Origin of the sequence: Citrobacter sp. RHBSTW-00570, from assembly GCF_013739755.1 — a bacterium.
In the GTDB taxonomy this organism is placed as follows: Bacteria; Pseudomonadota; Gammaproteobacteria; order Enterobacterales; family Enterobacteriaceae; genus Citrobacter; species Citrobacter braakii.
In genome coordinates this window covers 3,735,059-3,748,373 of record NZ_CP056399.1, presented here as the reverse complement: position 1 = coordinate 3,748,373, position 13,315 = coordinate 3,735,059, and the positions used below count along the sequence as shown (strand labels likewise).

The following is a 13,315-nucleotide window of genomic DNA, read 5'->3' as shown; positions in this document are numbered from 1 at the left end:
AAATCCTTCCCGCTTGTCCCCATTTCACCCTCAACCTGTTTTTACCATTGAAAATGGCATTGTTGAGGTAGACCTACATGAAAGGACAAGAAACTCGTGGTTTTCAGTCAGAAGTAAAACAGCTTCTGCACCTGATGATCCATTCTCTGTATTCCAATAAAGAAATCTTCCTGCGTGAGCTTATCTCTAACGCCTCGGATGCGGCAGACAAGCTGCGTTTTCGCGCACTGTCTAACCCGGACCTGTATGAAGGTGACGGTGAGCTGCGTGTGCGTGTTTCCTTCGATAAAGATAAGCGTACGTTGACCATTGCCGATAACGGCGTGGGGATGAATCGTGATGACGTTATCGATCATCTGGGGACCATTGCGAAATCCGGTACTAAATCTTTCCTTGAATCCATGGGATCCGATCAGGCAAAAGACAGCCAGTTGATCGGCCAGTTCGGGGTTGGCTTCTACTCTGCGTTCATCGTGGCGGATAAAGTCACCGTGCGTACCCGCGCAGCGGGCGATAAACCGGAAAATGGTGTGTTCTGGGAATCTGCGGGTGAAGGTGAGTACACCGTTGCCGACATCACCAAAGACGATCGCGGCACCGAAATCACGCTGCATCTGCGCGAAGGCGAAGACGAGTTCCTTGATGACTGGCGCGTACGTTCCATCATCAGCAAATATTCCGACCATATCGCGCTGCCGGTAGAGATCGAAAAATCCGAAGAGAAAGACGGCGAGACCGTAGTTTCCTGGGAAAAGATCAACAAGGCGCAGGCGCTGTGGACCCGTAACAAGTCGGAAATCAAAGACGACGAGTACAACGAATTCTACAAACATATCGCGCACGACTTCACTGATCCGCTGACCTGGAGTCATAACCGTGTGGAAGGTAAGCAGGAGTACACCAGCCTGCTGTACATCCCATCTCAGGCTCCGTGGGATATGTGGAACCGCGATCACAAGCATGGTCTGAAACTGTACGTTCAGCGCGTGTTCATTATGGACGACGCCGAGCAGTTTATGCCGAATTACCTGCGCTTTGTGCGTGGCCTGATAGATTCTAACGATCTGCCGCTGAACGTTTCTCGTGAGATCCTGCAGGACAGCACCGTCACCCGTAACCTGCGTAGCGCGCTGACCAAACGCGTACTGCAGATGCTGGAAAAACTGGCGAAAGACGACGCAGAAAAATACCAGACCTTCTGGAAACAGTTCGGCCTGGTACTGAAAGAAGGTCCGGCGGAAGACAACGCTAACCAGGAAACGATCGCTAAGCTGATGCGCTTCGCGTCCACGCACACTGACTCCTCCGCACAAACCGTGTCGCTGGAAGACTACGTGTCGCGTATGAAAGAAGGGCAGGAGAAAATCTACTACATCACCGCAGACAGCTATGCGGCGGCGAAGAGCAGCCCGCACCTGGAACTGTTGCGTAAGAAAGGCATCGAAGTGCTGCTGCTTTCTGACCGTATCGATGAGTGGATGATGAACTACCTGACCGAGTTCGACGGTAAGGCATTCCAGTCCGTAGCCAAAGCTGACGAGTCCATCGACAAGCTGGCGGATGACGTTGACGAATCGGCAAAAGAAGCGGAAAAAGCGCTGACGCCGTTCGTTGAGCGCGTGAAAACCCTGCTGGGCGATCGCGTAAAAGAAGTGCGTCTGACTCACCGTCTGACCGACACGCCGGCCATCGTTACCACCGATGCGGACGAAATGAGCACCCAGATGGCGAAACTGTTCGCAGCTGCTGGCCAGGCCGTACCGGAAGTGAAATATATCTTTGAACTCAACCCGGACCACGTGCTGGTCAAACGCACGGCGGATACCCAGGACGAAGCACAGTTCAAAGAGTGGGTTGAACTGCTGCTGGATCAGGCGCTGTTTGCTGAACGCGGCACGCTGGAAGATCCGAACCAGTTCATTCGTCGTATGAACCAGTTGCTGGTGTCCTGATAGCCGTAAGGTAATGCCGGATGACGCTAACGCGTGTCCGGCTTACACCATCTCGTCGATCCCTGGCCGGATACGGTGTTTACACCGCGATCCGGCATTTTCTCTCCTCATTTTTAATTTTCCCACCGTTAACCGTTTCAGCGTCGGGCGTCTTCCTTGAGCCAATTGCGTGATGGTGGTATCGTTTAGCGCTTTTTAAAAAATATCGACAACCTTTAAGGGGATTTTCGTAATGCGTATCATTCTGCTTGGCGCTCCGGGCGCGGGTAAAGGAACTCAGGCTCAGTTCATCATGGAGAAGTATGGTATTCCGCAAATCTCCACCGGTGATATGCTGCGTGCTGCCGTGAAATCTGGCTCCGAGCTGGGCAAACAAGCGAAAGACATCATGGACGCCGGTAAGCTGGTGACTGATGAGCTGGTGATCGCGCTGGTAAAAGAGCGTATTGCTCAGGAAGACTGCCGTAATGGTTTCCTGCTTGATGGCTTCCCGCGTACTATTCCGCAGGCTGATGCCATGAAAGAAGCAGGCATCAACGTGGACTACGTTCTTGAATTCGACGTTCCGGATGAGCTGATCGTTGACCGTATCGTGGGTCGTCGCGTACACGCTGCTTCTGGCCGCGTTTACCACATCAAATTCAACCCGCCTAAGGTTGAAGGAAAAGACGACGTGACCGGCGAAGAGCTGACCACCCGTAAAGACGATCAGGAAGAGACCGTACGTAAGCGCCTGGTGGAATACCATCAGATGACCGCTCCGCTGATCGGCTACTACTCGAAAGAAGCGCAGGCGGGTAACACCAAATACGCGAAAGTTGATGGCACCCAGGCTGTGGCTGACGTTCGCGCAGCGCTGGAAAAAATCCTCGGTTAAGTTTTAGCGCAGTCAATGCCGGATGGCGGTGTAAACACCTTATCCGGCCTACGATTTTATGTAGGCCTGATAAGCGCAGCGCCATCAGGCAAATTCTCGTCTTACCTTTCACAGCAATTAGTTCTTCTTTATCGCTTTTCCGCTACAATTATCAACAATTTGAATCGATAAGAGGCGGTAATGCGTCAGACGAAAACCGGTATCCTGCTGGCAAACCTCGGCACTCCCGATGCCCCAACCCCCGAAGCCGTTAAGCGCTACCTGCGCCAGTTTTTAAGCGATCAACGCGTAGTCGATACGTCACCTGCGCTGTGGTGGCCGCTGCTGCGTGGTGTGATTTTGCCGCTGCGTGCGCCACGCGTGGCGAAGCTGTACCAGTCAATCTGGATGGAAGACGGTTCCCCGCTGATGGTCTACAGCAAGGCGCAACAGCAGGCGCTGGCACAACGTCTGCCAAATACGCCTGTCGCGCTGGGGATGAGCTACGGTTCACCGTCGCTTGAAAGCGCGGTCGATGAACTGCTGGCAAGCGGAGTTGAACACATGGTGGTGTTACCGCTGTACCCGCAATATTCCTGTTCTACCGTGGCGGCAGTCTGGGATGAACTGGCGCGAATCTTAGCGCGTAAACGCAGTATTCCTGGTATCTCATTTATTCGTGATTACGCTGATGACAGCAGCTACATTGATGCGCTGGCCAAGAGCGCCCGTGATTCGTTTGCTCAACATGGTGAACCCGATTTGCTGCTGCTTTCCTATCACGGCATTCCGCAGCGCTACGCCGATGAAGGCGATGACTACCCGCAGCGCTGTCGCGATACGACTCGTGAGCTGGTTTCTGCGCTTGGCTTGCCGCCGGAAAAAGTGATGATGACCTTCCAGTCTCGTTTTGGCCGTGAACCGTGGTTAACGCCATATACCGATGAAACGTTAAAAATGCTGGCGGAGAAAGGGACCCGACATATCCAGGTCATGTGTCCGGGCTTCGCGGCTGATTGTCTCGAAACGCTGGAAGAGATAGCGGTGCAAAACCGGGAGATTTTCCTTGAGGCAGGCGGTAAGCAATATGAGTATATTCCGGCGCTGAATGCCACACCGGAACATATCGAAATGATGGTTAAACTGACCGCAGCCTACCGTTAAAGCTGCGCTCTGAAGTAACGCGCGCCCTCCCGTAACGCATCGTCGGCGGTTTTCATCATCCGCGAATAGTGCAGGAAGGCGTGCAACGTGCCGGGGTACATTTTGTACTGGCAGGGCTGCTGATGCGCCTGTAGCGTCTGGAACAATAAGCGGCTATCGTCAATCAGCGGATCAAACTCCGCACCGGCGATAAAGCACGGCGGTACGTCGCGCGTCAGGTCGTTATTAAACAGGCAATAGTATGGTGATTCGCGATCGTCGGCGCTACGCAGGTACGCGTTTTCGTACATCTGCAGATCCTCGCGAGTTAAACCATCCCAGGCTCCGCCCATTAGCCGTCGGCTCAGTGAATCCTGCAGGCCGTAAAGCCCATACCACAACAGCACGCCAGCCACCTTGCCGCAGGCAATTTGTTTATCCCGCAACCACAACGCGCTGGCAAGCGCCAGCATGGCCCCGGCGGAATCGCCCGCAAAACCAATATGATTCACATTAAGGGAATAATCGCCAGCGTGCTGATAAAAGTACTGACAGACGGCGACAATCTCTTCGATGGCTTGCGGGTAGCGGGCCTCTGGCGCAAGCGAATAGTCGATGCCAATGATCGTGCACTGCGTATAGCGCGCCAGTAAACGCATAATGCGATCGTGGGTATCCAGATTACCGAGAATAAAACCGCCGCCGTGCAGGTAATATAGCGTCGCCTGGCTATGGGGCAGCGGAGCGTAAATTCGTGTGGCAACGGGGCCGTATGCGGTGGAAATAACGCATTCTCGGGTATTCATCTGTGGGGCATCGGCATTCCACAACTGCCGTTCATGAATGTAGTGTTTACGCTGGGCCACAAAGTCATCGGCAGCGGGCCACGGTGGCAAATCTTCGCGATGAAAATTCACCACACTTTTCATTTCATCCGAAATGTTGTCGAGTACGGGGATCTTGTTTTCCGGCTTCATAAAGCGCTCCTTGTGAAGGTGAGTTATTGTAGAAATTCATCCCGGATAAACTGCGATCTCACCGTCCGATATTGAAACTCAGCGCCGCATCGCATGCGCAGCGGGGAATGTGCTACCATGCATCGCTCAGCTAACCACCCGTAAAATCGACCATGAAATTTCCCGGTAAACGTAAATCCAAACACTATTTTCCCGTCAGCGCGCGCGATCCGTTGCTGCAACAAATTCAGCCAGAAAATGAAACCAGCGCAGCCTGGGTGGTGGGTATTGACCAGACGCTGGTGGATATTGAAGCTAAAGTTGATGATAACTTTGTAAAACGTTATGGATTAAGTGCCGGGCACTCTCTGGTGATTGCAGATGATGTCGCTGAAGCGCTCTACCAGGAACTGGTGCGTGAAAATTTGATCACCCATCAGTTTGCGGGCGGTACTATCGGTAATACGATGCACAACTACTCTGTGCTGGCGGATGACCGCTCGGTGCTGCTGGGTGTGATGTGCAGCAACATCGAGATTGGCAGCTATGCGTACCGCTATTTATGCAATACCTCCAGTCGTACCGATCTGAACTACCTGCAGGGCGTAGATGGACCGATTGGTCGCTGCTTTACGCTGATTGGCGAGTCCGGTGAGCGTACCTTTGCAATCAGCCCAGGGCATATGAACAAGCTGCGGGCGGATAGCATCCCTGAATCGGTGATTGCCGGAGCGTCCGCGCTGGTGCTGACGTCTTATCTGGTGCGCTGCGAGCCGGGCGAGCCAATGCCGGAAGCGACCATGAAGGCGATCGAATTTGCTAAAAAACACAATGTACCGGTGGTACTGACGCTGGGCACCAAATTTGTCATTGCCGATAATCCGCAGTGGTGGCAGGCATTCCTGAAAGAGCATGTTTCAATTCTGGCGATGAATGAAGAAGAGGCCGAAGCGCTGACCGGCGAAAACGATCCGCTGCTGGCGTCCGACAAGGCGCTGGATTGGGTGGATCTGGTGCTGTGCACAGCGGGACCGGCGGGTCTTTATATGGCGGGCTTTACGGAAGAAGAAGTTAAACGTAAAACTCAGCATCCGCTGCTGCCTGGGGCCATTGCCGAATTCAACCAGTACGAGTTTAGCCGCGCCATGCGCCATAAAGATTGTACCAATCCTCTGCGTGTGTATTCGCACATCGCACCGTATATGGGCGGGCCAGAGAAGATCATGAATACCAACGGCGCTGGCGACGGCGCGCTGGCGGCATTGCTGCATGATATTACCGCTAACAGCTATCACCGCAGCAACGTGCCTAACTCCAGCAAGCACAAGTTCACCTGGCTGACCTATTCGTCGTTAGCCCAGGTGTGTAAATATGCGAATCGCGTGAGTTATCAGGTGCTGAACCAGCATTCCCCGCGCCTGACGCGCGGTTTGCCGGAACGCGAAGATAGCCTCGAAGAGTCGTACTGGGATCGTTAAATCATGCACATGCCGGATAAGCGATAGCGTCATCCGGCAACGACATCAGCCTGTAACGACCACCTCACCAGCAGGCGGCGTTTCAATCAGCTCCAGCATGGTACGGGCGATTTCACGCTCACCCATGACGACCTGATTGGCGCCGCGTTCGGTAATGTATTCCACCTCGTCGTCATAATGCGCGCGGGCGATAATTTCAATCGACGGGCACTTCTCGCGTGCTGAAGCGACAATTTCACCCGCTTCATAGCCATTGGGAATGGTCAGCAGCAGCCAGCGTGCGCAATCCAGATGCGCCAGATTCATAATTTCTTCGTTGGCGGCATTCCCCAGCACCGCGCGGATCCCGCGCTCGCGCAGTTCATCCACTCGGGTGCGTGAGGTTTCGATAACTACCAGCGGGATCCCCGCAGCCATCAATTTCTCGCCCAGCAGGCTACCGACGCGCCCAAAGCCAACCAGCAGGGCGTGATTGCAGATATCCACCGGAATTTGCTTCTCTTCTTCAATAGCCTCTTCCAGCGTCTGTTCTTCCAGCGTTTCTGTTTTGGCGAGATATTTTTCTAACACCGCGAACAGCACCGGGTTAAGCATGATAGACAGGATCGCCCCCGCCAGCACCAGATTCTGTCCGGCCTGCGGCAGCAGGTTTAACGCCATGCCCAGACCCGCCAGGATAAAGGCAAATTCACCAATCTGCGCCAGGCTGGTGGCAATGGTGAGCGCTGTGCGTTGGGAGTGACCAAACAGGCGCACCAGGAAATAGGCGGCAAGGGATTTACCAAAGATGATAATCGCCAGCGTGCCCAGCACCGCCAGCGGTTGCTGAATCAGAATCATGGGATCAAAGAGCATCCCGACGGAAACAAAGAACAGTACGGCGAACGCATCGCGCAGCGGCAGGGTGTCATGCGCCGCACGGTGACTCAGTTCAGATTCGTTCAGCACCATGCCGGCGAAGAATGCCCCCAGTGCAAAGGAGACATCGAACAGCTCCACTGCGCCAAATGCAATACCTAATGCGAGGGCGAGGACTGACAGGGTAAACAGTTCGCGTGAGCCGGTTGCGGCGCTGCGGGCCATAATCCACGGCACCAGGCGACGACCAACCAGCATCATAATTGCGATAAACGCCACCACCTTACCGATGGTAATGCCCATATCTACGGCCAGCGAGGCAAAGCCGACATCTTCTTTTTCCAGCATTCCAGCGACGGCTGGCAGGAGAACCAGCGTCAGCACCATCATCAGGTCTTCGACAATCAGCCAGCCAATGGCGATTTGCCCGCGCTGACTGTCAATGAGCTGCCTTTCTTCAAGCGCACGCAATAGCACTACGGTACTGGCGGTTGAAAGACACAGACCAAACACGATCCCAACCATCAGCGACCAGCCCATCACTGCTGAAAGCGCCATGCCCAGCAGCGTTGCCACCGCTATCTGGGCAATCGCGCCGGGAATGGCGATAGACTTTACCGCCATCAAATCCTTCAGCGAAAAGTGCAGCCCCACGCCGAACATCAGCAGGATTACGCCAAGCTCGGCCAGTTCAGGCGCTAGCTTGGTATCAGCAACAAAACCAGGTGTAAATGGACCGGCCAGAACGCCCGCTAACAGATATCCCACCAGAGGAGAAATACGTAGTTTATTGGCAATCATGCCTAATATAAAAGCGAGCACAAGGCCGCCGACAATGGTGGTGATAAGCGGGGTGGCGTGATGCATTCCGTCTCCTTTGGTTGCTGTGATAATCCTGAAAACTCAAACGACGAGTAATAGTTTATGACAATTTTGATGTTTTTGTTTGTGAATAATTATTGAATTTTGATGAAAATAGGATTTTAGACGTAAAAAAGCACGGATCGGAAAAGTACAGCGGTATGTGAGAGGCAAAGGCTGATGGCTACTGTAAGTCTGACGGCCAAAATTTACTTTTGGCCGTCAGGAAATCACGCTTTATGTCGGTTATCAGGTAAGAATATGGTCAGTATCCCCAGTAGTGGCAGGAAAGCACATATTTTGTAGACCAAATCGATGCTGGTATGGTCGGCAATCAGCCCTAACACCGCGGCTCCCAAGCCGCCCATGCCGAAGGCAAAACCGAAAAATAGCCCAGAAACCATGCCGATACGGCCAGGAAGCAGCTCCTGCGCGTAGACCAGAATGGCAGAAAACGCCGATGCGAGGATAAAACCAATGATCACGGTTAAAATCCCGGTCCATTCCAGCGTTGCGTAGGGTAAAAAGAGGGTAAAGGGTGCTACGCCGAGGATAGAGCCCCAAATAACATATTTTCTGCCAATTTTATCGCCCAATGGTCCACCAATCACCGTCCCGGCTGCGACGGCAAACAGGAAGGCAAACAGGTGAAACTGGGCATTTTGTACCGATAATCCGAATTTTTGCATCAGATAAAAGGTGTAATAGCTGCTGATGCTCGCCATATAGAAGTATTTGGAGAAAATCAGCACCAGCAGGATGCTTACCGCCAGTACCACTTTATTCCGTGGTAACGGATTCACGATGGCGACTTTCGGTTTTCCTTTACTCATCCGGTGCTGCGCGGCATACCAACGGCTGATTTGCGCCAGAACGACAATCGCTAATAACGCAGCCAGCACAAACCAAGCCACATTACCCTTACCATATGGCGCGATGATGACAGCCGCCAGTAACGGTCCCAGAGAGCTACCGAAGTTGCCGCCAACCTGGAAAATTGACTGGGCAAGACCGTGACGACCGCCGGAGGCCATTCGCGCCACGCGGGATGATTCCGGGTGAAATACCGAAGAGCCGGTACCAACCAGCGCTGCGGCGAGCAGGACCATATGGAAACTGCCGGCCATGGCCAGCAAAACAAGCCCACTCAGCGTGAAGCACATCCCAATGGGCAGCGACCACGGCATCGGGTATTTATCCGTCCAGTAACCCACAACCGGTTGCAGCAGTGAGGAAGCAAGCTGGAAGGTCAGGGTAATCATCCCTATCTGCATAAACGTCAGCGAGAACTCTGACTGCAATAGCGGATAAATCGCCAGGATCAGCGACTGGATCATATCGTTTAGCAGATGGGAGAGGCTGATTGCCCCTAAAATGCCAAATGAGGTGCGTGCTTTAGCAACCGACGCTGACGCGCCAGCCACTGGCTGGGTTGGTTCACTTATTGCCATAGAAAGTCACTTCTGTTTGGGTTGCGATTATGAGGGTAATCTAATTTGTTATTATTACCTGACTAACATACCTGCGGAAGGTGTTTGAAGGAAGTCTCATTTCTGAAAACATTTTCGGCTATTATTTTCAGTAGCTGTAATTTTATGCCCGAACTAATTCGACTTACAGGTAGGCGGCAAACGCGAGAGTCCCAGGAGCTTACTGCATAAGCGACAGGGGGAAGTGAGCGCAGCCAACGCACATGTAATTTGAAGGATAACGGGTATGGCGGTTGATATTGAGTCAGGGAGTGAAATATGAAGTTTTTAAAACGGGGCGTGGCGCTGGCGTTATTAGCCGCATTTGCGCTGGCAGGTCAACCTGCACAGGCGTACGAAAAAGATAAAACCTACAAAATTACTATTCTGCATACCAACGATCATCACGGTCACTTCTGGCGCAGCGAATACGGTGAATACGGGCTGGCGGCACAAAAAACGCTGGTGGACGGTATTCGTAAAGAGGTGGCTGAGGAAGGAGGCAGTGTACTGCTGCTTTCCGGTGGCGACATTAATACCGGCGTACCGGAGTCTGATCTGCAGGATGCGGAACCTGATTTTCGCGGAATGAACCTGATTGGCTATGATGCGATGGCGGTCGGAAACCACGAGTTTGATAATCCGCTTAGCGTATTGCGCCAGCAGGAAAAATGGTCCAAATTCCCGTTTCTCTCGGCCAATATCTATCAGAAAAGCACCGGCGAGCGTTTGTTTAAGCCGTGGGCCATCTTTAAGCGCCAGGATTTAAAAATTGCCGTACTCGGTTTAACCACTGACGATACGGCGAAAATTGGCAACCCAGAGTTCTTTACCGATATTGAGTTCCGTAAACCTGCTGATGAAGCCAAACTGGTTATCCAGGAACTGAACATGGGGGAAAAGCCGGACATCATTATTGCGACCACCCATATGGGACATTATGACAATGGCAATCACGGCTCGAACGCGCCTGGCGACGTAGAAATGGCGCGCAGCCTGCCGGCGGGATCGCTGGCAATGATTGTGGGTGGTCACTCGCAGGATCCGGTATGTATGGCCGCGGAAAACAAGAAGCAGGTTGATTACGTACCGGGTACGCCGTGTGCGCCAGACAAGCAAAACGGGATCTGGATTGTGCAGGCGCATGAGTGGGGGAAATACGTGGGGCGGGCGGACTTTGAGTTCCGCAATGGCGAAATGAAAATGGTTAACTACCAGCTCATCCCCGTCAACCTTAAGAAAAAAGTGACCTGGGACAACGGTAAAAGTGAGCGCGTACTCTACACCCCGGAAATTGCAGAAAATCAGCAAATGCTTTCTCTGCTGACGCCGTTCCAGAATAAAGGTAAAGCGCAGCTCGATGTGAAAATTGGTAGCGTCAATGCGCGCCTCGAAGGCGACCGTAGCAAAGTCCGTTTCGTACAGACCAACATGGGGCATTTACTGCTGGCTGCGCAAATGGCGCGAACCAGCGCTGATTTTGGCGTGATGAGCGGCGGCGGTATCCGTGACTCCATCGAAGGCGGTGATATCACCTATAAGAGCGTGCTGAAAGTGCAGCCGTTCGGTAACATCGTGGTGTACGCCGACATGAGCGGGAAAGAGGTGATTGACTATCTGACCGCCGTGGCACAAATGAAGCCGGATTCCGGGGCCTATCCGCAGTTTGCCAACGTCAGCTTCGTGGCGAAAGACGGCAAGCTTAACGATTTGAAAATTAAAGGCGAACCCGTTGATCCAGCCAAAACCTATCGCATGGCAACGCTGAGCTTCAATGCCACCGGCGGCGATGGCTATCCGCGAATTGATAACAAGCCTGGCTATGTGAATACCGGGTTTATTGATGCGGAGGTGCTGAAAGAGTACGTGCAGAAGAACTCACCGCTCGATGCTGGTGCGTATGAGCCGAAGGGCGAGGTAAGCTGGCAGTAACAGGGCAATTTGGGGCATCATTTTATCCGCTCCTCCGGGCCGCCCTTCATGGCGGCCCAATAATCCTACTTATTACCTCTACGCTCCGGTTCTTGCGCGCTGGCCGAGTCCAAACTGTCTTCACCAATCACGCCCTGTAATCGCAGTAGGCTCAATCGCCGTATCACCGGGCAAAAGACAATTAATCACGGCGTGCGATATCGGCGAATTTCGCATCCAGAATTTTCGCCAAATCGCCCGCTGCCAGTTCAATATCCAGCCCGCGTTTGCCGCCGGACACATAAATGGTGTCAAACGTCTGGGCGGGAGCGTCGATGAGCGTCGGCAATCTTTTTTTCTGCCCCAGCGGGCTGATGCCGCCTACCAGATACCCGGTGGTTCGCTGCGCGATCATCGGATCGGCCATATCGACCTTTTTGGCTCCCAACGCCCTGGCGACTTTTTTGAGATCCAGTTGACCGGCTACCGGCGTAACGGCAACCGCCAGGTGCTTCATATCGCCATTCACGGCAACCAGTAGCGTTTTGTAGACCTGGTCCGCATTCAGACCTAACTTGCGTACCACTTCGTCACCAAAGTTCGTCTCGGACGGATCGTGATCGTAGGTGTGGATCTGGAAAGAAATTTTGTTTTTTTCGAGTAATTTAACGGCGGGTGTCATAGCAATTTTCCTGGCCCAGACAAAATACGACACAAGCATACGCCTGATGTCTGTCTAAAAAATAGTACCATCTTGCGCAATAGTGTTGGCAGGATGATGACTTTGAGCGACAATCGAACTACACCGATGCTTTAAGCGTCGGGATCATAATAATGATGAAATTCCTCTTTGACGGGCCAATAGCAATATTGGCCATTTTTTTACCGTAACATCTCCGGCAAATTTCCTTCTCCATACAAATGCAGCGCGCCAACGGCTACAACATAGTGACCGGCAGGCATCGCCCTGAGTCGATCGCGCCAGGCCGCATTACGCTGATGCATCAAAACGTCATACAGCGACTGGCTAAAAGTATTGGGTAGAGTGAGTTCGCTATTGCGTGGCGGCGTTTTAAGCCACCAGCCCATCATCTGTTGTAGCAGTCTGGCATTGGTGTGCCAGTGCGTCAGGGTATCGTCCAGCAGAGCCAGTCCGTTATCGGGTAACTGACACAACAGTTCGATTTGGCTGGATGCGCCTTCCAGCTCGATTATGGGTTTATGCACCTGTTTTGCCGCATTCAGAAGTTGGTAATCAATGCCGTATTCTGCCCGCAACCCCAACTGCTGCGCCTGCGTTGCCTGCAAGACCATGGCGATTTGCCACAGCGGCTGGGTAGACAGCAGGGAAGGGGAAATACCCAGCTCGTCGGTGACTTTGTGCAAATTATCTAGCAGCTCTGGGCTGATGCGCTCTTCCAGTGCGGCAAAGGTCGGAAGGTTGGCAAACGGCGCGTCGTCGCCGGAAACATCGGCTTCGACAATGAGCGCATCGGCACGCTGGAGCTTTTTGAGTAATTTGGCAGGCAGAGGCGCCATATCGCGGCTGCCCATGTGAATACTGCCAATCAGATGAAAATGGCGGTTTCCGGGCAAGGAGATGTCGATGGCAGGCCAGGTATAGTGGTTGCCGCGTAGCGCGGTGAAAAATGATTTTACCCGGTACAACAGATCCATACGGCCTCCCTAAGTAGACTTCCATGCTAGCGCGTGGTCCTGGAAGGTGCAAATACACTTCATCATTCGCTCCGCCTCTTTATTGGCAGCGTGCAAAAACCCCAGTCACATAATTGGCTATGCTCCTGGGGTTTTTATACTTGCAGCTTTGAGG

Annotated in this window: 10 protein-coding genes; 5 read left to right on the top strand and 5 right to left on the bottom strand. The window is 53.0% G+C overall.

Features of this window, described 5'->3' with window-relative positions; genetic code table 11:
• The first annotated feature begins 77 nt into the window (after positions 1-77).
• The 3 genes from htpG to hemH all read left to right on the top strand — a co-directional run bounded on the left by htpG (position 78) and on the right by hemH (position 3,972).
• Positions 78-1,952, top strand: a complete 1,875-nt coding sequence (gene htpG / locus HV237_RS17865; protein ID WP_016152083.1) for a molecular chaperone HtpG — start codon at positions 78-80, stop codon at positions 1,950-1,952.
• Between the two features lie 232 nt (positions 1,953-2,184).
• The gene (gene adk / locus HV237_RS17860; RefSeq protein ID WP_003021773.1) at positions 2,185-2,829 is read left to right on the top strand and encodes an adenylate kinase; all 645 of its coding nucleotides are present in this window, start codon (positions 2,185-2,187) and stop codon (positions 2,827-2,829) included.
• A 180-nt stretch (positions 2,830-3,009) separates the two neighbouring features.
• Positions 3,010-3,972, top strand: coding sequence for a ferrochelatase (gene hemH / locus HV237_RS17855; RefSeq protein ID WP_016152084.1), 963 nt, complete (start codon positions 3,010-3,012; stop codon positions 3,970-3,972).
• On the opposite strand, the gene aes is transcribed toward hemH, so the two are convergent.
• Positions 3,969-4,928 (bottom strand): acetyl esterase, encoded by a 960-nt coding sequence (gene aes / locus HV237_RS17850; RefSeq protein ID WP_047358020.1) that lies wholly within the window; start codon positions 4,926-4,928, stop codon positions 3,969-3,971. The two genes, hemH and aes, sit on opposite strands and share 4 nt — an antisense overlap.
• 152 nt (positions 4,929-5,080) lie before the next feature.
• On the opposite strand from aes, the gene gsk reads away from it, so the two are divergent.
• A complete protein-coding gene (gsk, locus tag HV237_RS17845; RefSeq protein ID WP_016152086.1) occupies positions 5,081-6,385 on the top strand; it encodes an inosine/guanosine kinase in 1,305 nt (434 codons plus the stop codon).
• 45 nt (positions 6,386-6,430) lie between these two features.
• Here gsk and ybaL read toward each other — a convergent pair whose 3' ends face one another.
• Entirely contained in the window at positions 6,431-8,110 is a 1,680-nt protein-coding gene (ybaL, locus tag HV237_RS17840; protein WP_016152087.1) for a YbaL family putative K(+) efflux transporter, read from the bottom strand.
• 224 nt (positions 8,111-8,334) lie between these two features.
• Positions 8,335-9,555, bottom strand: a complete 1,221-nt coding sequence (gene fsr, locus HV237_RS17835; RefSeq protein ID WP_016155879.1) for a fosmidomycin MFS transporter — start codon at positions 9,553-9,555, stop codon at positions 8,335-8,337.
• Positions 9,556-9,852: 297 nt separating this feature from the next.
• Between fsr and ushA the strand changes: the two genes are divergently transcribed.
• On the top strand, positions 9,853-11,505 hold the full coding sequence (gene ushA / locus HV237_RS17830) for a bifunctional UDP-sugar hydrolase/5'-nucleotidase UshA (protein ID WP_016155880.1): 1,653 nt from the start codon (positions 9,853-9,855) through the stop codon (positions 11,503-11,505).
• Positions 11,506-11,686: 181 nt separating this feature from the next.
• Here ushA and ybaK read toward each other — a convergent pair whose 3' ends face one another.
• Both ybaK and HV237_RS17820 read right to left on the bottom strand, forming a co-directional pair.
• Positions 11,687-12,166 carry a Cys-tRNA(Pro)/Cys-tRNA(Cys) deacylase YbaK gene (gene ybaK / locus HV237_RS17825; protein ID WP_016152092.1) on the bottom strand — a complete coding sequence of 160 codons (480 nt, stop codon included), beginning with the start codon at positions 12,164-12,166 and terminating at the stop codon, positions 11,687-11,689.
• A 200-nt stretch (positions 12,167-12,366) separates the two neighbouring features.
• Positions 12,367-13,161 (bottom strand): TraB/GumN family protein, encoded by a 795-nt coding sequence (locus HV237_RS17820; protein ID WP_047358021.1) that lies wholly within the window; start codon positions 13,159-13,161, stop codon positions 12,367-12,369.
• Between the last annotated feature and the right edge of the window lie 154 nt (positions 13,162-13,315).